The following is a 21,366-nucleotide window of genomic DNA, read 5'->3' as shown; positions in this document are numbered from 1 at the left end:
TATACACCAGCTGAAGACACATACCTAACTCTCGAGTCTGTGGAGGAGATAGAAGAAGGGGATATCTGCGTCGACGTCGGAACCGGCACTTGTATCGTGGGGATGGCGCTGGCCGCGAAGTGTAGAGTCACACTGGCCGTCGACATAGACCTGAATTCATGTAAAATGTGTAAACCACCTGTCGATGTTGTGTGTAGCGACGTGGCTAACGCTGTGCGGAGGGCAGACGTCGTAGTGTTTAATCTGCCATATCTACCGCCTGAGGAGCCAACTGACGCCGCGGTGCATGACACAGGCGTTGTGCCCCGGTTCTTGAGGTGGATATCGATGGTTAGACCCCGCGTCGTCGTTTTGACATTTAGCTCCCTTGGTAGGGCGGACTTTATACTAGACGCGTTAAGAGCGCAGTGCGCCGTAGTTAGAGCTAGGAAGATTCACCTCTTTTTCGAGACCATATACACAGTTACTGCTGTCTGCCCAAAGCCTCGCCAATGACTAAGGCCTTGTCTTTAAGCCTTATTCTCCCGAGCGACTCTACTATATCGCCGACATATTCGCCAATTCTCAAGGCGCTCTCCTTGGCGATAGTTGTGGCGGGGTCAGACGGCATCTCCTCCCGCCTCGCCTTCTGGCTCCACGCAATTATTTCGCCTTGCAACTCGGCTACCCTCTGCGCAGGCGTTTCGCTTACCAGCAAATTTTCAGCCTGTCTTAAAAACTCGGAGACCTTGGACAAGATCGGACCCAACAGGCGCATGTCCACCTTCTCCTCTTGATTTACATAAGCTATTCTACATATGTGGTCAGCCATTCTCTCAATAGACTTCGCTATTATTACATACTCCACTAAATCCCGCGGATCGTCGATCTTGAGTTCCAGCATCACATATCTAGACATAGCCGCCCTCTTCAATTGGCGCTCTATTAACCAATACAGCCTATCAACCTCGTCGTCTCTCTCTATAATATCTCTCAACATAGCCACGTCATCTCTCTCCAAGCCCGCCACTAAGTCGCTGAGCATGTTACTCACCAGCCGTAGCATTTTCACTGCTATGTCCATGACGGCCAGCTCCGTAGTCGACACCATTGACTGTACAATCAGTTTATCGCTGGCCTCCTCCACAATCTCCATATCGACTATACGCCTCCGTATAAACTCCTTAATCTGCTTTCGCAGACTCATAGCCGCTGGCGAGAACCTCACCACAATAACCTCTGCGCCGCCTATGTATAAAGTCATGAAGAGCCTCTCCAGCTCGGCCACATCCACCGGCCGGTTGATGACGAGTTCAGCCATCACCCCAGCCCGCTTTCCTAATTTCTTCGGTATGAGGACCAGCGTGTCGTCGGGCTGAGTCACCACCATCACCTCGTCACCTGGGGATAGCGAAATGCGCTTCGCCCACTCCTTCGGAAGACTCACAATGAGAGTCGCACCCCCGGTTAGCTGGACCTTTCTAACCTCTCCTCGCATAGCTCTAAATAGAAAACATATATAAATATACTACACCCAACTCCAAAAGAGCGGTATCTGACCTCTATATATCTAGTCGATAAACTTCCTGCCGCGTATCTTATCCCTGAGGTAGTCATGTAGAAACTTCAGGCCGTGCGTCGAAAGCGCCTCTATTTCCACCTTCTTCTTTTTCCTCAGGAACAGATTCACTTCACGAGTCCACTCAGGCTTCTGGAACCAGGGATACCTAAGCAACTCCTGGGCTCTCTTAATATCGCGATCATTTGCCGCAATGACGTAGTTGTCAGATATTTTATAAGCGTCTATGTCCGTGGCGGTCAACCCCAGAAACTTGGCATCCGGCGTAGCTAAGCGCTCACTTTCATAACTCAGCTTAATTGACCCACTTTTATAGACAGAGTATATGTACCACCCATAGGGATCGCCGTCTGTGAGCACATATACCGGGAGCTTGTACTCCTCATTCAACCTCCTAATAAACCGCCTAGTCGCTCTATCCGGCATGCCCTTCGCCGTAACTAATATGGCGTTTTCCTGGCTCCAGAACTTCTCTCTCACAAGACGCTGGAATATCGCGTCTTTCTCTACCACAAGTACGTAAGTAGCCTCCACCTTCACTATCTCCAAGGCGTCTACGTTAACTGGCAGGCTGAGAGCAGTCTCGCCGAACTTACTGGCGTCGAGCTCATAACCTTGAGACCTCACCACAATAGGCCCCACGATCTTTCCCTTAACATCAGCCGATACTCCCATCTCCTCCCGCAACACATTTGCAGCCACTTCAATATCCTCAATCACCGCATTGGACTCGGCTTGCTCATCCCACGTATTCTCTCTATGCGTCCTACCCAGGGGATCCTTAAAGACTATAGTGTGCTTCCCGTTGTAGTAGAGATCACGTATCGTGGGATACACGTCCTCCCTAATAGCCTCCACAATGAGACGCAACATCAAGACTGTCTGCATAAACCGCCTCGCCTCTTTCATGTCGAGAAATCTTCTCTGCAACTTCTCGGGGCCAAGTCTCAACATCCTCGCCTTCTCATCCCAAATAGTATTGCTAAGCGTACGCGCCGGTATCTCCATCACAGGTTCCTGAAGCTTGAGAATAGAGTTGGTCAGAGCGGCCCCCCAGTCCTCCAGACGCTTTAGAAACTCAGCCCGGCTACTCACAGATCGCCTAACTAGGCGCGGAATATAACTTTTTCACTCCCTACTGAGGCGCCGCCTCGGCCATCTCCTGCTGTGCCGACGACATTGATAGGGTGTGCTTTACTAATTCATCGACGGTGAGACCTATCTTCTTCTCAATCAACTTATGGAGATTCCTAGCTATCGACTCCTTATCTATCCGCGTGACAAGAGCAAGGTTGTAGGCTACCTCGTCTATGTACTTGGCAAGCGTAATGTAGCGGTTTAACATCTCCATCTCCTTCTCCTTTCTCGAGAGGTATAGCCTAAGCTTCTTTGCGGCGTCTCTCAAGGCGAGCCGCATCTCCTTCTCTATCTCGGGCACCTCTGCTATGGCCTCCTTCCCCGCGGAGGCGTAAGGTATTTTAGTGGAACAGACATGAATTATGACTGCGAGTGGCGCCGGGAATTTTACCTTGTAATTCTGCCAGTTAAACTCGTCAACCACCTTCCTCGCGACGTCAGCCCCCTCGTCGTAGAGCAACGGGATTTTGTTTGCGTAGCGGAGCAACACCGGCCTGTCGCCGGGGGGTATCTGCCCGCCCCACGCCACCGCAGCCTCAACGATAAAGGGATGGCCGCCGTAGGACTCCGGCTTCCGCGTCACGGCAAAGACGGCCTCCGCGCCCAGTATGGCCTTGGCGCCTATCTCCAGAAGCTCCGCACCGGCTGGGGAGAGCCAGTCGGAGCGCGGTCTCCGCCACCCCTCGTACTGCTTCATCTTCTCCACAAGCCTCACCAACTCCTCGGGTGTAAGCGCCCTGACCTTCATATTTGGGTTAAACCCCGCCCACTCCAGAAAGGCCTTGGCGGTGCCCTCGCCCACGGCGTCGAAGTTCTCCATTAGGAATTCCTGCAACGTCAGCCCTCTGCTTTCCTGAATCATCTGCTTTAATGTATCGACGTCAACACTTCTCGGGTGAGGAAGACCCTCCTTGGGAGCCGGCGGCAGTTTGGTAGTCCTCCTCTTTAGCCACAGCTCTAAATCAGGCCCTTTGAAGATGATCTCGGCGTAGGGGGCAATTATAGCGGTTCTCCTTAGATAGTCCTCAATACGCTTTTTGGAGGCTAGCCAGTTACCCTCTAGATACACCTTTACCGCAGTGCCGTGCCACCTGTACTTATTCGGATACTCCCTCCTGTCGAGGATAATGGGGCTGTTGCTATTGGTATCTATCATTATTTGATATTCAAAAATCTTGTCGGATTTCAGCGTAGCCGATCTCACTAGAACCGGCTTGTTTGTAGTGCTCTGGGCGTACAGCACCACCATCTTGAGACCTAGGCCGAAGACCCCTCTGTGTTGCTTAATGCGGTATTTGCTACTATAGAAAACCCGGCCAAAGACATTTGGGATCTCGTTGCCAGGTATCCCAATACCGTTGTCTTCTGCGTACACAGACACCCACCCCTTCTGCTCATCCTCTACGTTAACCCTTAGTAGTATAGTGGGGAGTATGCCGTACGTCTCCGTGGCGTCAAGAGAATTCTCCGTCAACTCCCTTATTGTCTGGTACAGCGCCCTAGTCGGGTTGTGAAAACCCGCCAGCTCCCGGTTCCTACGGAACCACTCAGCCACCGGCAAAGCCTCGTAAGCGTACATTGAGGTCACGACGAGCCACATGGTGAATTATTAAAAGTTTAACGCCGGCCCCTCTGACATGCGGCTATTCACAGAGACTGCACGCCGCTAGGCCGCCCTATTTTTAGACTGCGCGACATCCCCCTGGGTCATTATATTTATAAAGCCACAATCTCAGTGCGTGCATGTTTCCGCCTGCAATGGCCGGCTACGATAGAGCAATAACCATCTTCTCTCCTGAGGGTAAAATCTACCAGGTTGAGTACGCTGGCGAGGCTGTAAAAAGAGGGTGGCCCACCGTGGGGGTTAAGTGTAAATCTGGCGTCGTGCTTGCCGCTGAGAAAAGGAAAATATCGGCACTTTTCGACTCGTCGTCACTTGACAAAATTTATCTAATTGACGACCACGTCGCGGCGTCTCCCTCAGGCCTCCTTGCCGATGCGCGGATACTAATAGACTACGCCCGCGACGTGGCGCTGAGCCACCGGTTTATTTACGACGAGCCTATCGACGTTGAGTTTTTGACAAAGGCTGTGTGTAACCTGAAGCAACAGTACACACAGTTCGGCGGCGCGAGGCCCTTCGGCGTCGCCCTCCTAATCGCCGGCATAGACAGACACGGCGCGAGGCTGTACCAGACAGATCCCTCAGGAGTATACATCGGCTACTTTGCCGCAGCCATAGGCGCTGAGTCGGGCACAATCACCGAGTACCTAGAGAAGAACTACAAATTCGATCTAGAAATGGGCGACTGCATTGATCTGGCCGTGAAGGCGCTGGCGTCTGCCGTAGAGATCTCAGACAGCGCCAACATCGAGGTGGCGTATGCAACTATAGATGAGAAAAAGGTTAAGAAGTTGAGTCAAGACGACGTGGCCACGTTGCTGGCTAAGCTAGGCTTACTTAAGAAGAGTTAACACAGTCGTAGCAATACGAAAAGCTCCTTCACTAACTCCCCCGGTGTCTTACCAACCTTAAATACCGACGTCGAGATGTACAGCATAGTCGCATCCCCCCTCACGACTTTCATATAGTCGGCGTAGCTACTCCTCTTAACTGCTCCCTCTACACACTCCTGTGCTGCGCCTCTTACAATACACACGACTTCCTTGCCAGCGCCGTACTCCATGTCGCACTCAAGAGACACATCACTGCTTTGAAGAACATACACACTCACGGGCCCACCTCCAGAGCGGTTTAAATACATTTCAACACGTATCACACATGTCATGTCCAGTTTCCCTCCTCCACGCCAGGGTCTACATACACGCCACGGAAGATCCCGACAGGGTAATACAAGCACTTAAAAACGTGGTTTCTGGACGCTACGTCGCGACAGTCGCCAGAGGCCACCACGGCAATGTCATTAATATAGTACAAGTCAGGCTAGAGGACTGCGAGGCGTTGGAAGCCTTGAAGTCCATCGTGGCGAGGCTTGACGATATCGAGTTTTTAGTAATGCTTTCAGGTATAGAGGGGACTAGGCTATATGCAAAATTTGACAAACAGTATGCGTATAGGGGCGTCTTGAAGATTTCCCACAGCGACGATGTGGTCTACGTGGAGGTGCGGGGGAGGGCGCTGGCCGTCGACGACATGAGGAGTTTTCTTCTCTCGATGAGAGAAGCGTTAAAAAGATAGCTAAAAACCTCCATATGGAATACCTACCTGAAGATGTGGTAAAGAGACTCAGAGAGGTGGCAAACAGGCTAGAAGGCGCCGGGGCCAGGTCTATAGTAAACTACGTAATCTTCGAACTGGAGGTGGGGGGGCCCTCGAAAGAGGTTATACATGGGGCGGAGCAGATGGCTCGGCAAGAAATAGAAGAATTAAAAGAGCTTCTGAGGATTCTCGACGAGTTGAAAAACCTAGTTGCATAAAACAAAGTTTACGTGTAGTATACGTTTACAGCCTAATTTCAACTATGGCCTTGTCAGGTACTCCAATCCAGTCAACCACATCTCTGTGATGTACCTCTGCCACCAATTTAGTTGGTCTCTGTCTAAGTATTGAGGTGAGCGCCTCCGCTACGCTGGGCGTCAGGCAGTAGTCTAGGTTATCCACTACGAGAATGTCGGGCTTTAGCTCCAGCGCCACGGCGAGGGCGAGAAGGCTCTTTACAGAACACGGCGCCTTTCCCAGCGGCATCTTCAAGGTGCCAGTAGCAACAAAGGCGCCGATCTTGCCGGGCTTAGCCAAGCCCACAGACACCGTGAAGCCCACCTTCCTGAGGATGGCCCTTATCGAGTCATACGCCGTGGGTCTATAGAGCGCTAGATTTGACAAGACGGCAACTAAATTACGTCCATGGCGTTCAAGTAAATTCACGTTCTTAACCTCGGCGTCTACCACAGATCTGGGGGCTATGTAGGGGCCTAGAAGCTGTATCTTGACGCCGAGGGCCTTCCTGGCTGTTGCCAGCATGGAGTTAAACCTCTCGATATCCTCATCGGCCACCATTGACACGTGCTCCTCAGCCCTAACCAGCGGGATGACGACGTCGGCGTCGGCCACCGACATGTTTATAGGCTTCACTATCCGGTGCGCACTTCTCGAGGGGATGTACTCAAACACCAACTCCTCACCTCCCACAGCTACAGACTGTCTTACACGGCTTTTGCCCACAGTGATTAAATAAGCCACATCCCCGCTCTGCGCGTAGAAGCTCCACCCTCCTCCCACCCTTGGCAGTTTTTTACCCACGCTGGACAAAACTCTATACATAATCTCGATAAAGGTCGACTTACCTGTCCCCGTTATAAAAGTCGCGCTGGCGAGGCGCGCAGCCGCCTTCCTGCCGCGTATCTCGACCTCTACATAGTCCACCATCAAGCGAAAATCTATAATTGTATTAAAAATGTCGTACTGTGTTGCCCTTAGAGTTCGTCGTTGAGGTCGTGGTGACGCCCCTGAAGGGACTGGTAGCGCACCAACTCGCCGAGAGGGGGTACTCCCAGAGCCGTATAGGCCAGTTGCTGGGAATTTCGCAACCAGCAGTTAGCTCATATCTCAAAAATCCCAAACATCTCTACGAAGAGAAGTTGCTAAAGGTATTAGAGAGGCAGGAGCTCCAGCGCCTGCTCAGGACTTTGACAACCTTGGTGGAGTACGCAAGTGTGGAGGAGTTTCTGCGATATGTAAACAACTACTCGGTGGGACTCCTCTCCTCGCTACGGCTGTGTCCCCTCCACAGATCTGCGTATCCGGAGCTGGGTAATTGCGAAATATGTAGAGATCTCCAGGTGTATACAGAGACGGCAAAGAGGGTGGAGATGGCCTTCGACCTCCTGAAGAGGTGTAGAGACTGCTACAGACTGGTGCCCAAGGTGTTGATGAACATAGTAGAGCTGGGCCCCGAGGGCGGCGTCGGGTACCCGGGCAGGATCTACGTAGAGGGCGCCCAGATCATGGCGCGGGGGAGGCCTAGACCAGGAGCCTCCCGCTTCTTAACAAATTTAGTAAGTGAGGTGAATAAGCTACACCCAGAGATAAAGGCCGTGGCCAACGTGGCGTACGTCGCTAGAGACTGCGCGGGGAAAGTGTTTTCTGTGGCCGAGGTAGGGCCTAGCAACAGTGAGGAGGAGATCGTCGCCAACGTGACGGCGGCGTTTCAGAAAGGGATCTACGACGTCGTGTACGACATGGGAGGTAGCGGCATTGAGCCTAACGCCTACATCTTCGGCATCGACGCAGTCGACGTGGCGACTAAGGTTATTGAGCTGGCGAAGTGCCTAGGGCCTAAAGATTATAAACACGTCTAGAGAACAAGGCGATGACTAAAAAAGTCGCCGTTGCGAAGCTGGAGAAGGGGGGAGAGCACTTCGAGATATTGATAGATCCAGACGCGGCGTTGGAGCTAAAGATGGGGAAGCCCCTTGGGATAGACAAGGTGTTAGTTCACGAAGAGATATACAAAGACGCCAAGAAGGGGCTACGTGCCTCGGAGCAGGCGTTGAGAAAGGTGTTCGGCACCTCCGACGTGAGGAAGATCGCCGAGATTATTATAAAAGAGGGCGAGATACCACTCACCGCCGAGCAGAGGAGGAAGCTTATTGAGGATAAGAAGAGGCAGATAATTGAGTGGATATCCCGCAACTGTATAGATGTGAGGACGAAGACGCCGGTCCCCCCACAGAGAGTGGAAAACGCCCTAGAGCAAGCCCGGGTATCTATCGACCCATTTAAGTCCGCCGAGGAGCAGGTGCAGGAGATCTTAAAGGAGATACAGAGAATAATCCCAATAAAGATAGCTACGGCTAGGATAGCTCTATCAATCTCTTCAGCCTACGCCCAGAAGGTAAAGGGGCTGGTGGCTAAAATGGCTAGGATAGTAAACGAGAGGTACAGATCCGACGGCTCGTGGGAGGCGGTACTAGAGCTACCCGCAGGTCTGCAAGACGTCTTGATTGCCAGGGTAAACGACGTAACCCACGGCGACGCTGATATCAAAATCCTCGAAATAGTATACTAATGTACTTCGTAACCCCACGCCAGCTGATATTTCCAGGTGACGTAATAGCCACGACAGACAGCAAAGTCGAGGGGCCGGTGTATGTGGACAACGGTAGGTATAGAAGTCTAGTGGTTGGCCTCGTGGAGTTTCGGGAGGACGGCGTGGTTGTGGTCCCGCTCGAGGGGACCTACAAGCCGAAGAAGGGAGACGTCGTGGTGGGCTACGTTACAGACGTCCTGGCCACCGGCTGGGAGATCGACGTGAGGTCCTTCATGCCCGCCTACCTCCCCGTAAGCGAGGCGTTGCATAGACACGTGGACCTCGAGACCACGCCGCTTACAACCTTCCTCAACATAGGAGACGTGGTAATTGCCAAGGTCAAGGACGTCGATTTAACAGATGAATATCCCATAATCCTCACGCTGAAGGAGGAGCGCGTTGGCAAGGTGGAGAGCGGGACGGTCGTGGAGATAACCCCTGTAAAAGTCCCGCGGCTAATCGGAAAGAGGGGTAGCATGCTCAACACGTTGATGGAGGTGGGGTGCGACATAATAGTCGGGCAGAACGGCAGGGTGTGGATAAGGTGTAGGGATACAAGAGACGAGGTGTTTCTGGCAACGCTTATCAAGAAGATTGAGGCGGAGAGCCACGTCATGGGCCTCACCGACAGAATAAGGGCGGAGATAGAAAAGTATAAAACGCAGAGGCAACAAGGCGCCGTATGAAGAAGCCGCCGGTACCTTTACTTCAAAACGGTGTGAGGGCGGACGGAAGGGCGCCCGATCAGATGAGGGAGGTGAAGATCTCCGTGGGGGTCGTGAGCAACGCCGACGGCTCTGCCATGGTTTCCTACGGCACCACCACCGCCGTGGCCGCCGTATACGGCCCGCGGGAGATGCACCCCAGACACCTCTCGCTCCCCGACCGCGGGGTTATGCGAGTTAGGTACCACATGGCCCCCTTCAGTACCAAGGACGAGAGAAAGAGCCCCACCCCCAGCAGGCGCGAGATAGAGATTAGCAAGGTGTTGAGGGAGGCGCTTGAGCCCGCCATAATGCTTGAGCAGTACCCCAGATCTAGGATAGATGTCTTCGTCGAAATACTACAGGCAGACGGATCCACTAGAGTGGCCTCGCTAACGGCTGCGTCGCTGGCGCTGGCAGACGCCGGCATATACATGAGGGACTTGGTAATAGGCGTATCGGTAGGGCTTGTCGACGGCACTGTGGTGTTGGATCTCAACGGACTCGAGGATCAATACGGCGAGGGTGACCTCCCTGTGGGCTACATGCCCAACCTAAAGAGGTTTACCCTCCTCCAGCTAGACGGGGCGTGGACAAGAGAGGCGTTCCTCCAAGCGCTCAACCTCGCCGTGAGAGGCGCGGAGCACGTCTACCAAATAGCGAGAGATGCGTTGAAGACAAAATACACGTCAATCGCCGAGGAGATATACGGGAGGTAGCATGGCGTCGATAAGCCCCTACGGGAAGCGGTTTATCTCATACCTCAGACGGGAGCAGATCAGAAAGCTCCTCGCCGCCAAGTACAGGATAGACGGGAGGGGGCCCGATCAGATGAGAGATGTGGAGATAAAAACCGGCGTTGTGAAGACCGCCGACGGCTCCGCCGAGGTTAGGCTAGGCAAGACGCATGTAGTCGCCGGCGTCAAGGTGGGGCTGGGCCAGCCCTTCCCCGACGCCCCCGATGAGGGCGTGTTGGTGGTAAACGCAGAGGTCCTGCCCCACGCGTCGCCCTACACAGAGGTGGGCCCCCCCGACGAGTCGGCTATAGAACTCGCCAGGGTTGTTGACAGAGGCATAAGACACTGCGGATACGTAGACTTCAAAAAACTGGTCGTGGAGGGGGGGAAGGCGTATATACTCTGGATCGATCTATACGTAATAAATGACGACGGGAATCTAGTAGACGCGGCTAACCTAGCCTCCGTAGCCGCCCTCAAAAACACCCAACTCCCCACAGCTGTGAAAGACGAAGCCGGGGCTGTGAAGCTAGATCGCAATAACAAATTACCACTGCCGGTAGATGTCGCCAAGGCCCCCGTCGCGGCCTCGGTGGGGAAGATAGGAAACGTCCTATTCCTAGACCCCACCTTCGAGGAGGAGCTCAGCCTAGACGGCAGAATCACATTTACATTCTCAGAAGACAAAATAGTCGCCGCCCAGAAGACGCTCGGCTACTTCACACAGGCAGAGCTAGAAACAGCCCTCAGCCTAGCGCTAAAGGGAAGAGAAAAATTCCTCGAAACACTCAAGAGCGTTATTTAACGCCAGAGGTCCCGCCCTGAGCCCCGAAGTGCTACACGCGAAACGCTAGATCATTAAACCTTACCTTAAAATCGAAAGATTTACGTCTTTCCACAAGGAAAGGAATAAAAATCCATATGCACAACTAATAATGTGGATAGCTTATACAGATGGTTGCCACTGATAATAGGGATATCAGCAATAGTCGCTGTCGTATATGTTGCAACGATTATAATGGCCGTTGTTCCATATGGCTCATCCAACCGCCACACCGATATGATTCGTATTACACTAATGCATACTGATGGTGCCTTTGAACGCTTTCTTAACGGCTCTAATTTCTACTTCAGGCTGTATATAGACGGGGAGTGGTGTGACTTATGGAGTAGAGACGCCGCGTTTGTTGACAACGGCACGCACATCACGTTGATGTTAAAAGACGGGAGGGCTCAATGCCGCACGGGTTCGTATAGGGGGCGGGAGGAGGGCGGCTGGATACTCTTCGAGGTATACAACATAACTAAACAAGGCACCGTACGAGGTGTGGAGCCCTTCTACGTGCCCCCCGGGGTAAACGCGGTAGTTGTGTACAGAGACTACCAGTTGCCCGGCCTTACTGTTCTAAATAAAACAGCCTTCTTCGTAATCGTTGAGGAAGGCTCTATGAAGTACAACGCTGTGGTGATTGAGAGGGAGATTTCTGTCAGCCGGGAGACTGCCATGCACATGCTCAACGAAACGGCTAGGTTGGAGCCTTGGCTACGTAGCCAGGGGATAATACTGGCGCCTTTCAAGTGGCGTTATGAAGGCGGCAAACTATATCTAAAGCCAGACATAGAGCTGAGATTTTCAAGACCCGTAGATAGGCGGCCGCTGGCTACGGGAAACACCACCTACTACTTCTACTTCGACGGCGACGTGATGCTACTACCGGCTATGGACATATACAGATCGGCCACCTACATCCCCGAACACGGCGGCTGGTATAGGCTCTCGCGCCTAGTAGTGGCCCACAACTCGCTAGGCTACTTGCCACATCCACTGCCAGAGATATTTATGATACACCCAGCGTCAACAGGCAAGGGAGAAATCACAGTAATTCTAAAATAAGCCTCTTTTTCCCAAGGCCGCATTCACTAACGCTGTACACGGCGCTTTAGGCGCGGCAACCTAAGCACTTGGTCGAGTCGATGGGTAGTTGCCGACTCCCCATCCCCCCAGTCTTAAAATATATAAATTGCCTGTAGTCAAGTCCGTTATGCCCTTTAGCCACACGAAGATCGTTGGGCCTGCGGGGAGGTACGGCGCTAGGTACGGAATGGGCCTGCGCCGTAAGGTCGCCGCGATTGAGGTTAAGCAGAAGGGCAAGCACAGATGCCCGAGCTGCAGATCTCTTGTTAGGCTTGAGAGGCTGGCCTTCGGCATCTGGAGATGCCCGAAATGCGGCTTCACATTCGCCGGCGGCGCGTGGACTCCGCAGACCATAATGGGCAGAGCCCTCGCCCCCGAGGAGTTGAAAGAGGTCGAGGCGCAGAAAGCTAAATGGAAAGAGGCTGTGAAGTAGTTATAACCACCTCTAGAAACCCCTCTAAAAAAACCCTAGAGCTTGTAAATGACCTAGCTAACTCCCTCCCAGGCGCCAGGAAGATTGTACGCGGCAAGAGGTCCTTCGCCGCGCTTCTCGAAGAGGCTGTGGCCTGCGGGGCGCGGTACATAGCTTTTATCTGGGATAGACGCGGCATGCCCTCGGCGTTGCTCTTCTACGACGTAGCAAACAGGCGGTGGAAGCCCTACATGTTGAAAATCTCCGGCATCAAGACGCGTAGAGAGCTCCCCGTGTTCGTAGCCAGGAGGCCGCCTGCCAAAAGCGCCGTGATCGTAGACATGGCCGGCGGGGAGCTCGCCGAGATACTCGCCGAGGTATTTCACTACCCCATCATATATAGCCTGGACGCCGTGAGGGGGCTGTTCGACACGGTGATACTAATCACCCGCCGAGAGGGCTACCTAGTGGAGTTGCTCGGAGGCGACCTGGGGCCTAGGGCCTCCACGATAAAGATAAGAAAAGTGGTGTATAGACATGTATAGGCTAGTGATTAACGTAGGCGACGACGAACTCGTGCTACGCATCTTCAAAATCCTGGAGGGCGAGGTGCGCTTTCCCCGAGGCCGCCTCTACGTAGAGGGGGGAAGCATAGTGGCGGAGGCGGCCGACGCGGCGAGCCTCAGGTCGCTCCTCCACACAGTAATGCGGGCGTTGTACGTAGTGGAGCACATTGGGGAGTGGAAATCTTTATAAAGCAGAGGGTGCGTGTTGCCGATGGCGCAGATACCACCATCTCTCCAAGACCTAATTAACAGATTTAACCAAGCACAAGCCCAGTTGCAAAGCGTCTTGTTGAGGAAGCAGCAGTACGAGGCGGAGTTGAGAGAAGTGGAGAAGGCCATTGCGGAAATCGAGCGTCTATCTCCAGACGCGAGGATCTTTAAAAACGTCGGCAACTTCCTCGTGCCGCAGAGCCGCGACGCGGCGTTGCAGGAGTTGAAAGACAGGAAAGAGCTACTTGAGCTACACGTGAAGACGCTTTCGAGGCAGGAGTCCATGCTGAGGGAGCAGATTGATAAGCTCCGCGACGAGATAAACAAAGAGCTGGCGAGGCTCAAGGGAGGCGCCGCCGAGGCCGCGAAGGGCGGGGGCTAACATAGATGGATGACGTCAACGAGTTTATTTCTTCCCAAGTCCTTAGATACATAGAGAAGAAGCTGGGGGACGCGGTCAAGCACGTCACGGTCTTCGTTTCTTACACAGGTAACGACGTCGAGGTGGACGTGGACGTCGACGCAAGCGTGCTGGTGGACGACTCCTACCTGCAGAAAGTCGTCGAGGAGGCCGCCGAGTTGGGCGTGTGCATCGCAGATTTGGTAAAGGAGCGGGGGTGGCCCCTAGATCCAAGAGATGCCGAGAAATGTTGGAAAAGCTAAGGGATTTGTTGAGAGGCGCTGAGAGGGCCGCGGTAGTGACGCATAGGAGAGCTGACGCAGACGCCTTGGCATGTGCAGAGATAATGAAGCTGGTTTTGGAGAGGCTTGGCGTTGAGGTTGTCGCCGTCGTGTGTCCAGAGGGCTCCCCGCTGGGCGGATGCGTAGAGGAGGTCCCCAGCGGCGTTGATTTATACGTGCTGGCCGACGTGGCGTCTCTCAGCCAAATTCCCCCTATATGTGGGAGATGTGTGAGAGTGGATCACCACTTGGTCGGGGATGAGATACCCGGCGTCGTGGCCAACAGGCCGAGCTGTACCGAGGTCGCTCTGACGCTGGCCGAGGAGGCCGGCGTCGATATTCCGCCGGAGGTGGCGAGGCTAGCCGTTTTAGGCATCTACACAGACACCGGCCGGTTGAGGAGAGCCGATGCTGAGACTCTGAGGTGGGTTGCCTACCTCATGGAGAAGGTCGGCGGGGTCCTGGGAGATTTGGTAGGCGCCGAGGAGGGCCAGAGAGGGGAGCACGTGGCAATTGCGCTGTTGAAGGGGATGCAGAGGCTGGAGATTTACGAATCTTCATTAGGGATAATCTGCACGTCGCACGTAGGCGCGCACGAGTCCGACTTGGCGGCGTTGCTCCTATCGGCTGGTTGCAAGGTGGCTGTTGTGGCCTCTTTGAAAAAAGACGGCGTGCACCTCGTCTTTAGATCGCGGGAGGTGAACGTAGCCGAGATGGCGAAGTCGCTGGGGGCAGGCGGGGGGCATAGAGAAGCCGCAGTCGCCGTGCTGGGCGAGAGGACAAGCAAGAGAGAGTTGCCAAGCCTTCTGAGAGCGGTGATAAAGAAGCTGTTTCCCGACGCCGTCCCCCTAGTCTAGGAGATCTACCCTCCTGGCTTTGAAACTACAGCTGGGACACCCATATATGCTCTGCACAACCCGCCCCCTGTACCTCCTGGAAAAGTACTTCTCCTGTCTATATAGGTGGAGGAAATCCCGCCCGCATTGAGGACACACGTACTCCGTCTTAACCCCCCTCCCGAGCTTCGAGGGCTTCTCCACCAAAGCCCTGCCCAGAGCCTCCTCCAGACCCGTCTCGATCTCCACGGAGCTCACCCCCAGTAGCTTTAGGTCAAGCCGAATTCCATACCATCTATGAGCCCTCTCTAGCAAAGAGTTCAGGTAGTCAACCAACACGTAGGGCCTGTACGAAACCACCACCAACACGTCAAGCGAGTCGATACCCAGCGTCTTTCTAACCTCGTCGATATCATCAAAACCCGGGAACTCGTCCCGGGGGCACCAGAACCCTATCCGCAGATCCCCCACCGAGGCGAGCACGAGCTCCGCCCTCTCCCTCTTCGCCCCTATCCCCCTTTCGCCTAGATACTCCACCACAACGTCGCACTCCACACCTCTGGGAAAGGCAAACATATAAAAACAATGTTAACAAGGCGGCCTGTGCGGTGCCCCATGTTGCGCCCCACGGCAGACGGCTTGAGGTGCGTACTGATGCCGCCAGAGGAGTGGCGGACCAGGAAGACGCAGCTAGAAAAGTACTGTAACAACGGAGGTAGCGGTTGCGCGGTCTACGCCCAGTACCTCGCCAAGAGAGGGGGCCCACATTTATAAATAGCCGCTTACAAGCGGCCATGTTCTGCGCCTCTCTCCAGGAGTGTATCGAGTATATAAAGCCGGCGCAGGTGCTAGCCGCGTCCACCCCCCTCGGGGGGCTGGGCGTGTTGGCCCTGGCGCAGATTACCAAGCTGACCGTGGTGACGTCGGGCCCCATCTTTAACAAAATCGCCGTTCTAGAGGCCGTAGATAACTACGGCGCCGAGGTGAGGTACGCGCCGAGGCTACACACCTCCGTCTACAAGATGGTGGGCGAGAGGGAGTGCTGGGTCGCCGGGCCCCCCCTAGTGAAGTCCACGGTGGCGGGAAGCTCCACCTCCCTCTCCCTCTACACATGTACAAGGGTGGACGGGCTGGATAAACTCTTCACGGGGGGGAAGCCGGTGGAGTCGCTCAGCTCTAAGGTGGTGGGGGGAGGCAGAGACGGGCGCGACTTCGACATAGTGGTCAGACTGAGGGCGCTTCAAGTCAAGGGTGACGACGAGGAGGACGTGGCCGACAGGATAATAAGAAGCGGCGCCGTGGAGGCCGACGACCCCGACATAGTGTCGCAACTCCTGTGGCGCATCGCCTCTAGGTGGAGAAACAGATCGGCCATAATCTACAGAGACCCCTCCACGGGGCTGGGCATCACGATACCAATGCTCTACTACGCGGTGAAGGTGGTAGCCGCGGGCCGGGACTGCCCCAAGGGGCAGTGCGTCAAGACCACGACGAAGCTCCTAGAAAGAACCCTTAGACTTACGCCGCCGTCGAAAATACACGAGGCGTGGCAGACGGCGTTGAAAGACCCGCAGACGCGGAGGCGGATAGAGGAGAGCCCCCACATCCCAGCCCTGTTGATACTCACGGGGAAAATAGACGTGGAGCGCGAGGGGGCGCCCCCCGCCAAGCTCTACATGCTGAGAATCACCTAGTGACCTCCCGCCAGGCGAGGCCGAGGGCGTCTGCGTATCTATACGCCTCCTCCATCTCCTCCTCAGAGACCCTGCGCCTAAGCTCCCTGTAGCGGTTTAGCTTTACAACGAGGTACTCGGGCCTGTACTGATCCATGATATTCACAAGAGCGTGTCTACAGTTCTCCGCAAGCCACCTCAACACCGGCTTGGTGCAACACTCCACGTGGCCCGGCAACACCAGATGCCGCACAATGATATCCTCCCGCCTCCTGCAGATCACCGAGAAATTCCGCGTGGTTACCTCCCAGTACCGCGGCGCAACGGAATACCTAAGGGCATGCGAGTCGTCGCCGTATTTAAAATCCGGTAGCCATATGTCTACGACGTGGAGAATGAGAGAGAGGCCCTGGGGCGTGAGGTACATGTTGGAATTCCAAAGCTGAGGCACGTTCACACCCCTCCCAGCCAGGATTCTCAACGACTCGAGTATGTAGGGGATGTTCGGCGTTGGCTCGCCCCCAACCCAGTTGATGTTGCGGGCACCCTCCTCCCTCAGCCTCACTTGAATAGCCGCCAGAGCCCCCGCAGAGGCCTCCACGCCCGAATCTGGAAATTGGGAAATATCCCAGTTCTGGCAGTACACACAGCGGAAGTTACACCCGGCGAAAAACACAGTCCCCGACGGCACCAGCGGCGCCTCCTCCCCCAGGTGGTGGAAGTAGCTAGCCACCCTGGCCCTGGCGTCTAGAAGACACGCCCCGGCCCTCGCAGTCCTATCCACCCCACAGCGCCTCTCGCAGAGCATACAACGCCTCAGCTGCCTCCTAGCAAGCTCGATCTTAACATCTAGAAACGAAGCCCCCGGGAGGCCCCTCTTCACCAGCGAAATATCCGGCCTCTCCCTCTGGCGGCTCCACTCCTCGTCAAAGACGCGGCCCAGCTCGTCGTGCACCCTCCACAGCTCGTCGTCGCCCATCGAGGAGTAGTCCGCCGGCGCCTCCACCCTGGCGGCGATGTGAAACTTAGCCGGCGCCTCGTCCCGCATCACCGAGTAGTACCACCTAAGCCTCTCCCGAACCACCGGCTCCCGCCACACAGCCACCGCGTCGGGCCTATACAACACCCACGACACGTATAAGAGGCGAATCAGTTTAAAATCTTTAACAAGGCGACGCCGTGCAACTCATAGCCAAAGGCGCCGAGGCCGAGATTTACCTGATGGAGTGGTTCGGGCTTAAGGCCGTCCTCAAGTGGCGAAAACCCAAAGCCTACAGAGACCCCGAGCTAGACCGCTACATAAGGCGGAGGCGCACCATCAACGAGGTCAGGAATATGTACACGGCGCACACCCTCGGCGTGAGGACCCCCGCCGTGTATTTCTTCGACCCGGAGAAGGCCGTCATAATTATGGAGTACGTAGAGGGCAAAAACCTCCGAGACTTGATAGGCGAAGGCAGGTACAGCCACCTCCGCGACGTGGGCCGCCTCGTGGGGAGGATGCACAGCGCGGGCTTGATACACGGCGATCTCGCCCCCACAAACATAATCCTAACAAGGGGAGGGCTGTGCTTCATAGACTTCGGGCTAGGTGAACACAGGAAGGGCTGGACTAGGAGAACCGCGGTCCTACTCGCCCGAGACGTCAACGTGCTCCTACGGACACTCGACCTCTACGGCGAAAAAGCCGAAGAGCTGAAGGCGCTGTTCTGGGAAGGCTACCGCCAAGAAATGCACGAAAAAGCCACAGCCGTGGAGAAAGAAGTCGCGCGGATAAGAGCCTCGGGACGCTACGCCGAGCGCAGTTGAGAAAAGTAGCGGGCCCGGTGGGATTCGAACCCACGACCTACGGTTCAAGCTATAGACCAGATTTATAATTTGCTCAAGCCAGTCTTCTGTTGTTCTTGTGTGTAGAGCTTGGAGCCTGCTCCGATAGAAATATCGCTGGCCGTTTTTGAACAGGACAAGGGAATAGTGGCGAGTAAGGCGAAGCATAGAGGGAGGGCAAGACGCCGTAGTTGACTTTAATCTGAGTAAACATATGTGCCCACATCTACCACATCTACACAGCACAACCTATCTGATAGGAGTTATATGGAAATGTAGATCCCCATACCCATGGGGACTCTGCTTAGCTGGCATCTAGCGGAATTTTAATATGTCAAGCGAAGATGTTACCAGGCTGGTGGAAAGGTTGAAAGAGAGGTGTAGGTTGGCGTTGAGCAGTGAGGCCGAGCCGACTTTTGAGTCTGTGTTGAAAGAGTCTAGAGAGCGCGGAGTGTTGCGCGGCGGCGTCTATACGCTATTTAAAAAGTGGAGTCTGTATATGCAGTACGTAGCCGATGCAGTGCCTAGAGCCTTATCCTTGCCAGATGATGTTGCGGCGCAGTTTAGACAGTTCGTAGACAGCCTGTTTCCGTTGCTGGACAACGCCGAAAATCAATCTAGAGAAAAATTAGTAAAGATATGTAGAGCTGTAGAGGAAGGTAGTGTTAAAGTAGAGAAGGGGGACGGGGCTACTTTTTACGTTTGTTCTGGTGAAACATGTATCCACACGTATATGAGTAAGTCTGTAATATATACACTGCATCTACGTGGCGCGTCGGGAGAGCTGTATTTTCCCAACATATTACAAGGAGAAGAGTTAGAGGCGTTGCAGATCGGGTGGCGGGCATCTGACGAAGGCGTATTGAATAGTAGACCCAGGTTAAACACGACACAGCCGTGGCAAATTCTAGCCTGGGCCGCCACGCGACCCGGTAGGTTGTGGGTGCGTATAGACTTCATCGCCCTCACGGCAAGGGGACTATCCACGGTCTTTCACTTAATCGCCAAGGACTGGGAAGAGAGGTGGACTAAGCAAGAGGCCCAGCGCCTCGCCTTAGCCATGGCGAAAAGGGGCGTATACAGACCTCTCCTCACCTGGTGGCTTGGAGACGGCGTAGTAGATCGCCGCAGATGTCTCCAAATATCAATAAAAGACGTGTCAGGGCTAGAATCTGAACTAGGAACATTTACAAGCGGCCGCATAATTATATGTGGAGCTGAGGCTAGGCGGATTGCAAGAGCCATGGCGGAGGCTGGGACCTACGCACCGCTTCTCGATGTGCTACACTCTCATAAATGGGCCTACTTAAAGTGGCTAACCTCCTCCTCTGTCAGACGCTTTAATCCAACTTACATATTAATAAGCGGAGTAAAGATGCGCCTCCACCTCGCCGCCAAGACGCTGTACGCAGAGACGCGGCTAGCCAGCGAGGAAGAGGCTAAGAAGACCGCGGAAAAGCTCGCGCCGTACGCTAAGATGTACAAAGACAGAAGTCGATATGTAGTATACATCCCAGGCGGGGCGCTAATCCAGATGGCGAGAGGCGATCCAGAACTAAAGAAGAGAATTGCAGAATATTTGAAGACGGCAGAAAAGCCAATTGCGAAAAAGCTATTACAGAAACTGCTCCAACACTTATAAAATTCCTCTGGCGGGCCCGCCGGGATTCGAACCCTATCCCAAGCCCCCACGCGGGGGCTTGACGGGACCTACGGCTTAGGAGGCTCGGCGGACCTAGGCCGGGTCCACCGCCGCTCTATCCTGACTGAGCTACGGGCCCCCTTTACAATTTTTTGTGTGTTTTTAAGTTTTTCTGCATTGGCCTAGGGTGGTGCACACGGGTTCTAGGCGCATGAGGGTGTCTAGGGCGCCTCCGGTGAGGCGTATCCGTCCTTTCTGTCTGCTCCAGCTCTCTACGCCGAGGGTTTTCAGCACGGCGGCGGTGCGTATGTAGTCTGCCTCGCGTCCTCCCTCGGCGCCGGCGTGTATGTTGACGTAGCCCTTAATCATGTTGCGACTGGCTTTGTAGAACTTTGCATCTTTCTCCACTGCCGCTTCGCTGTTCCCGTCGAACACCTTTGCCTTCACTCTTACGACTAGGTGTTCCCTTGTCTTGCCTTGCTTTACGCCGGCTTCCACCTCCTCGATGCGTACCTTCACCCTCCTGCCCTCTACCTCGACCTCTTTCTCAATGGGCGGCTTTACGGTGCCCCACTGCTCGCCTTCGCGGAAGTACTCCTCCAGCCGCCGGCGCACCTCCCTCCCCCTTGCCTCCGCTTCCTTTAGCAACATTTCCTTCAGCCGCTGGGCTCTCTCGTCGCCGTGTAGGGCGAGCCAGCCGACGTACCTAAGGCCGTCGGCGGTGATGTATACGTAGCCCGGCCTGCCGCCCTCCGGCTCCCTAGCGGTGAAGTGTACTATGCACCACTCCCCTTCGCACGTGTCCCTCATGCCAAGCCCCAGCAGAAACTCCACCGCTTTGTTAAAGGACTGGGGGTCGTTGGGTCTATATTGTACTACCACGGCGCCGTCTTCTGTCAGCTTTACGGAGAACTTTACCTCTCCCCACTCCGGCATGCCCCTCTCAAACTTCGCGGCGAGGCGTCTGTAGGCCCCCTCTCCAATGGCGCCGGCCTCTCTGCACCGCTGAAGGAACTCAGCGACGGCCTTCCTAACAGCCTCGTGTACCGACTCGGCGGCTAGGGCGTTGGTCGAGACGTCTATGTGCCACTGGTCGCGGCCGAGGGATTTGTGGTAATATCTACCTACCTCCGCCCTCACCCCCACAGCCCTTAGCAAGGCGGCCCTCCGCTCAGCCTCCTCACGGCGAGTTGTGTTGAATTCAAGCACTACAGCGTTGCCTTCACGCAGGCGTATTGCGTACTCGGCCACGTCTCCGCCGAGCCTCACCACAAGCCTAGCCCTGGGCCTCTTGCCCTTGGCGGTGAGGCCCTCTATCCTCGCCTCCACGCCCACGGCCTCCAGGGCCCTGGAGTACTTAATCCTTATCTCGTCGCTTCCGCCGGCCAGCTCCGGCGCGTACAGCCAGAGAGAGGCGC

General features: G+C 54.8%; 28 protein-coding genes and 1 tRNA gene. 20 read left to right on the top strand and 9 right to left on the bottom strand.

Translation table 11 applies throughout. From position 1 onward, the window contains the following. Nucleotides 1-39 precede the first annotated feature (39 nt). Nucleotides 40-495 (top strand): class I SAM-dependent methyltransferase, encoded by a 456-nt coding sequence (locus tag P186_RS02115; RefSeq protein ID WP_237179446.1) that lies wholly within the window; start codon nucleotides 40-42, stop codon nucleotides 493-495. On the opposite strand, the gene P186_RS02110 is transcribed toward P186_RS02115, so the two are convergent. The 3 genes from P186_RS02110 to P186_RS02100 all read right to left on the bottom strand — a co-directional run bounded on the left by P186_RS02110 (nucleotide 464) and on the right by P186_RS02100 (nucleotide 4,274). Next, nucleotides 464-1,477 carry a phosphate signaling complex PhoU family protein gene (locus tag P186_RS02110; protein WP_148682630.1) on the bottom strand — a complete coding sequence of 338 codons (1,014 nt, stop codon included), beginning with the start codon at nucleotides 1,475-1,477 and terminating at the stop codon, nucleotides 464-466. The two genes, P186_RS02115 and P186_RS02110, sit on opposite strands and share 32 nt — an antisense overlap. A 72-nt stretch (nucleotides 1,478-1,549) precedes the next feature. Further along, complete coding sequence (locus P186_RS02105) at nucleotides 1,550-2,653, bottom strand: DNA topoisomerase IV subunit A (RefSeq protein ID WP_014287734.1); 1,104 nt, start codon at nucleotides 2,651-2,653, stop codon at nucleotides 1,550-1,552. 40 nt (nucleotides 2,654-2,693) lie between these two features. Then, nucleotides 2,694-4,274 (bottom strand): DNA topoisomerase VI subunit B, encoded by a 1,581-nt coding sequence (locus tag P186_RS02100; RefSeq protein WP_014287733.1) that lies wholly within the window; start codon nucleotides 4,272-4,274, stop codon nucleotides 2,694-2,696. 164 nt (nucleotides 4,275-4,438) lie between these two features. Here P186_RS02100 and psmA point away from each other — a divergent pair, with 164 nt between their 5' ends. Further along, nucleotides 4,439-5,170: an archaeal proteasome endopeptidase complex subunit alpha gene (psmA, locus tag P186_RS02095; protein ID WP_148682629.1), complete on the top strand. Its 732-nt coding sequence runs from the start codon at nucleotides 4,439-4,441 to the stop codon at nucleotides 5,168-5,170. Here the strand turns inward: psmA and P186_RS02090 are convergent. Continuing rightward, nucleotides 5,167-5,430, bottom strand: a complete 264-nt coding sequence (locus P186_RS02090) for a hypothetical protein (RefSeq protein WP_148682628.1) — start codon at nucleotides 5,428-5,430, stop codon at nucleotides 5,167-5,169. The two genes, psmA and P186_RS02090, sit on opposite strands and share 4 nt — an antisense overlap. 47 nt (nucleotides 5,431-5,477) lie before the next feature. On the opposite strand from P186_RS02090, the gene P186_RS02085 reads away from it, so the two are divergent. Further along, a complete protein-coding gene (locus P186_RS02085) occupies nucleotides 5,478-5,894 on the top strand; it encodes an RNA-binding domain-containing protein (RefSeq protein ID WP_014287730.1) in 417 nt (138 codons plus the stop codon). Nucleotides 5,895-5,908: 14 nt separating this feature from the next. After that, the gene (locus P186_RS02080; RefSeq protein WP_014287729.1) at nucleotides 5,909-6,133 is read left to right on the top strand and encodes a hypothetical protein; all 225 of its coding nucleotides are present in this window, start codon (nucleotides 5,909-5,911) and stop codon (nucleotides 6,131-6,133) included. Between the two features lie 25 nt (nucleotides 6,134-6,158). On the opposite strand, the gene P186_RS02075 is transcribed toward P186_RS02080, so the two are convergent. After that, nucleotides 6,159-7,082 carry an AAA family ATPase gene (locus tag P186_RS02075; RefSeq protein ID WP_014287728.1) on the bottom strand — a complete coding sequence of 308 codons (924 nt, stop codon included), beginning with the start codon at nucleotides 7,080-7,082 and terminating at the stop codon, nucleotides 6,159-6,161. A 38-nt stretch (nucleotides 7,083-7,120) separates the two neighbouring features. On the opposite strand from P186_RS02075, the gene P186_RS02070 reads away from it, so the two are divergent. The 12 genes from P186_RS02070 to P186_RS02015 all read left to right on the top strand — a co-directional run bounded on the left by P186_RS02070 (nucleotide 7,121) and on the right by P186_RS02015 (nucleotide 14,827). Next, a complete protein-coding gene (locus tag P186_RS02070) occupies nucleotides 7,121-8,014 on the top strand; it encodes a thiamine-phosphate synthase family protein (protein WP_014287727.1) in 894 nt (297 codons plus the stop codon). An 11-nt stretch (nucleotides 8,015-8,025) separates the two neighbouring features. After that, nucleotides 8,026-8,724 (top strand): ribosome assembly factor SBDS, encoded by a 699-nt coding sequence (locus tag P186_RS02065; protein ID WP_014287726.1) that lies wholly within the window; start codon nucleotides 8,026-8,028, stop codon nucleotides 8,722-8,724. Continuing rightward, nucleotides 8,724-9,431 carry an exosome complex RNA-binding protein Rrp4 gene (rrp4, locus tag P186_RS02060; RefSeq protein ID WP_014287725.1) on the top strand — a complete coding sequence of 236 codons (708 nt, stop codon included), beginning with the start codon at nucleotides 8,724-8,726 and terminating at the stop codon, nucleotides 9,429-9,431. The genes P186_RS02065 and rrp4 overlap by 1 nt, the downstream gene beginning before the upstream one ends. Continuing rightward, nucleotides 9,428-10,168, top strand: a complete 741-nt coding sequence (gene rrp41 / locus P186_RS02055) for an exosome complex exonuclease Rrp41 (protein ID WP_148682627.1) — start codon at nucleotides 9,428-9,430, stop codon at nucleotides 10,166-10,168. The genes rrp4 and rrp41 overlap by 4 nt, the downstream gene beginning before the upstream one ends. Nucleotide 10,169: 1 nt before the next feature. Beyond that, nucleotides 10,170-10,991, top strand: coding sequence for an exosome complex protein Rrp42 (gene rrp42 / locus P186_RS02050; protein ID WP_014287723.1), 822 nt, complete (start codon nucleotides 10,170-10,172; stop codon nucleotides 10,989-10,991). 132 nt (nucleotides 10,992-11,123) lie between these two features. Then, entirely contained in the window at nucleotides 11,124-12,080 is a 957-nt protein-coding gene (locus P186_RS02045; protein WP_148682626.1) for a hypothetical protein, read from the top strand. A gap of 148 nt (nucleotides 12,081-12,228) precedes the next feature. Continuing rightward, complete coding sequence (locus P186_RS02040) at nucleotides 12,229-12,534, top strand: 50S ribosomal protein L37ae (RefSeq protein ID WP_014287721.1); 306 nt, start codon at nucleotides 12,229-12,231, stop codon at nucleotides 12,532-12,534. Further along, nucleotides 12,513-13,058 (top strand): ribosomal biogenesis protein, encoded by a 546-nt coding sequence (locus P186_RS02035; RefSeq protein WP_014287720.1) that lies wholly within the window; start codon nucleotides 12,513-12,515, stop codon nucleotides 13,056-13,058. Before P186_RS02040 ends, P186_RS02035 begins: the two co-directional genes overlap by 22 nt. Further along, nucleotides 13,051-13,269: a hypothetical protein gene (locus P186_RS02030; protein ID WP_148682624.1), complete on the top strand. Its 219-nt coding sequence runs from the start codon at nucleotides 13,051-13,053 to the stop codon at nucleotides 13,267-13,269. Before P186_RS02035 ends, P186_RS02030 begins: the two co-directional genes overlap by 8 nt. A 21-nt stretch (nucleotides 13,270-13,290) precedes the next feature. Beyond that, a complete protein-coding gene (locus P186_RS02025; RefSeq protein WP_014287718.1) occupies nucleotides 13,291-13,671 on the top strand; it encodes a prefoldin subunit beta in 381 nt (126 codons plus the stop codon). Nucleotides 13,672-13,676: 5 nt separating this feature from the next. Then, on the top strand, nucleotides 13,677-13,952 hold the full coding sequence (locus P186_RS02020; protein ID WP_014287717.1) for a hypothetical protein: 276 nt from the start codon (nucleotides 13,677-13,679) through the stop codon (nucleotides 13,950-13,952). Beyond that, nucleotides 13,937-14,827, top strand: coding sequence for a DHH family phosphoesterase (locus P186_RS02015; RefSeq protein WP_014287716.1), 891 nt, complete (start codon nucleotides 13,937-13,939; stop codon nucleotides 14,825-14,827). Before P186_RS02020 ends, P186_RS02015 begins: the two co-directional genes overlap by 16 nt. Here the strand turns inward: P186_RS02015 and P186_RS02010 are convergent. Next, complete coding sequence (locus P186_RS02010) at nucleotides 14,819-15,361, bottom strand: hypothetical protein (protein WP_148682623.1); 543 nt, start codon at nucleotides 15,359-15,361, stop codon at nucleotides 14,819-14,821. The two genes, P186_RS02015 and P186_RS02010, sit on opposite strands and share 9 nt — an antisense overlap. A gap of 48 nt (nucleotides 15,362-15,409) precedes the next feature. On the opposite strand from P186_RS02010, the gene P186_RS02005 reads away from it, so the two are divergent. After that, nucleotides 15,410-15,580 (top strand): metal-binding protein, encoded by a 171-nt coding sequence (locus P186_RS02005; RefSeq protein ID WP_237179445.1) that lies wholly within the window; start codon nucleotides 15,410-15,412, stop codon nucleotides 15,578-15,580. 20 nt (nucleotides 15,581-15,600) lie between these two features. Next, nucleotides 15,601-16,500 carry a hypothetical protein gene (locus P186_RS02000; protein WP_014287713.1) on the top strand — a complete coding sequence of 300 codons (900 nt, stop codon included), beginning with the start codon at nucleotides 15,601-15,603 and terminating at the stop codon, nucleotides 16,498-16,500. On the opposite strand, the gene P186_RS01995 is transcribed toward P186_RS02000, so the two are convergent. Next, the gene (locus tag P186_RS01995) at nucleotides 16,493-17,614 is read right to left on the bottom strand and encodes a radical SAM protein (protein ID WP_014287712.1); all 1,122 of its coding nucleotides are present in this window, start codon (nucleotides 17,612-17,614) and stop codon (nucleotides 16,493-16,495) included. The two genes, P186_RS02000 and P186_RS01995, sit on opposite strands and share 8 nt — an antisense overlap. 44 nt (nucleotides 17,615-17,658) lie before the next feature. Between P186_RS01995 and P186_RS01990 the strand changes: the two genes are divergently transcribed. Further along, entirely contained in the window at nucleotides 17,659-18,288 is a 630-nt protein-coding gene (locus P186_RS01990; RefSeq protein ID WP_014287711.1) for a KEOPS complex kinase/ATPase Bud32, read from the top strand. Nucleotides 18,289-18,664: 376 nt separating this feature from the next. Next, nucleotides 18,665-19,948: a hypothetical protein gene (locus tag P186_RS01985; protein ID WP_237179444.1), complete on the top strand. Its 1,284-nt coding sequence runs from the start codon at nucleotides 18,665-18,667 to the stop codon at nucleotides 19,946-19,948. Between the two features lie 8 nt (nucleotides 19,949-19,956). On the opposite strand, the gene P186_RS01980 is transcribed toward P186_RS01985, so the two are convergent. Both P186_RS01980 and P186_RS01975 read right to left on the bottom strand, forming a co-directional pair. Continuing rightward, a tRNA-Arg gene (locus tag P186_RS01980) sits at nucleotides 19,957-20,087 on the bottom strand. 23 nt (nucleotides 20,088-20,110) lie between these two features. Next, the gene (locus tag P186_RS01975; RefSeq protein ID WP_014287709.1) at nucleotides 20,111-21,283 is read right to left on the bottom strand and encodes a PaRep2b protein; all 1,173 of its coding nucleotides are present in this window, start codon (nucleotides 21,281-21,283) and stop codon (nucleotides 20,111-20,113) included. Nucleotides 21,284-21,366: the final 83 nt, after the last annotated feature.

Source organism: Pyrobaculum ferrireducens, assembly GCF_000234805.1.
GTDB lineage: Archaea > Thermoproteota > Thermoprotei > Thermoproteales > Thermoproteaceae > Pyrobaculum > Pyrobaculum ferrireducens.
The sequence above is the reverse complement of the archived record's forward strand: the minus strand, read 5'-3'. Positions and strand labels throughout refer to the sequence as shown.

Excerpts from the sequence above, each read along its gene's own strand:
- P186_RS02110 (WP_148682630.1), bottom strand. The coding sequence starts at position 1,477 with ATGCGAGGAGAGGTTAGAAAGGTCCAGCTAACCGGGGGTGCGACTCTC.
- P186_RS02100 (WP_014287733.1), bottom strand. The coding sequence starts at position 4,274 with ATGTACGCTTACGAGGCTTTGCCGGTGGCTGAGTGGTTCCGTAGGAAC.
- psmA (WP_148682629.1), top strand. The coding sequence starts at position 4,439 with ATGTTTCCGCCTGCAATGGCCGGCTACGATAGAGCAATAACCATCTTC.
- P186_RS02085 (WP_014287730.1), top strand. The coding sequence starts at position 5,478 with ATGTCATGTCCAGTTTCCCTCCTCCACGCCAGGGTCTACATACACGCC.
- P186_RS02080 (WP_014287729.1), top strand. The coding sequence starts at position 5,909 with ATGGAATACCTACCTGAAGATGTGGTAAAGAGACTCAGAGAGGTGGCA.
- P186_RS02075 (WP_014287728.1), bottom strand. The coding sequence starts at position 7,082 with ATGGTGGACTATGTAGAGGTCGAGATACGCGGCAGGAAGGCGGCTGCG.
- P186_RS02065 (WP_014287726.1), top strand. The coding sequence starts at position 8,026 with ATGACTAAAAAAGTCGCCGTTGCGAAGCTGGAGAAGGGGGGAGAGCAC.
- rrp4 (WP_014287725.1), top strand. The coding sequence starts at position 8,724 with ATGTACTTCGTAACCCCACGCCAGCTGATATTTCCAGGTGACGTAATA.
- rrp41 (WP_148682627.1), top strand. The coding sequence starts at position 9,428 with ATGAAGAAGCCGCCGGTACCTTTACTTCAAAACGGTGTGAGGGCGGAC.
- rrp42 (WP_014287723.1), top strand. The coding sequence starts at position 10,170 with ATGGCGTCGATAAGCCCCTACGGGAAGCGGTTTATCTCATACCTCAGA.
- P186_RS02040 (WP_014287721.1), top strand. The coding sequence starts at position 12,229 with ATGCCCTTTAGCCACACGAAGATCGTTGGGCCTGCGGGGAGGTACGGC.
- P186_RS02035 (WP_014287720.1), top strand. The coding sequence starts at position 12,513 with ATGGAAAGAGGCTGTGAAGTAGTTATAACCACCTCTAGAAACCCCTCT.
- P186_RS02030 (WP_148682624.1), top strand. The coding sequence starts at position 13,051 with ATGTATAGGCTAGTGATTAACGTAGGCGACGACGAACTCGTGCTACGC.
- P186_RS02025 (WP_014287718.1), top strand. The coding sequence starts at position 13,291 with ATGGCGCAGATACCACCATCTCTCCAAGACCTAATTAACAGATTTAAC.
- P186_RS02020 (WP_014287717.1), top strand. The coding sequence starts at position 13,677 with ATGGATGACGTCAACGAGTTTATTTCTTCCCAAGTCCTTAGATACATA.
- P186_RS02015 (WP_014287716.1), top strand. The coding sequence starts at position 13,937 with ATGTTGGAAAAGCTAAGGGATTTGTTGAGAGGCGCTGAGAGGGCCGCG.
- P186_RS02000 (WP_014287713.1), top strand. The coding sequence starts at position 15,601 with ATGTTCTGCGCCTCTCTCCAGGAGTGTATCGAGTATATAAAGCCGGCG.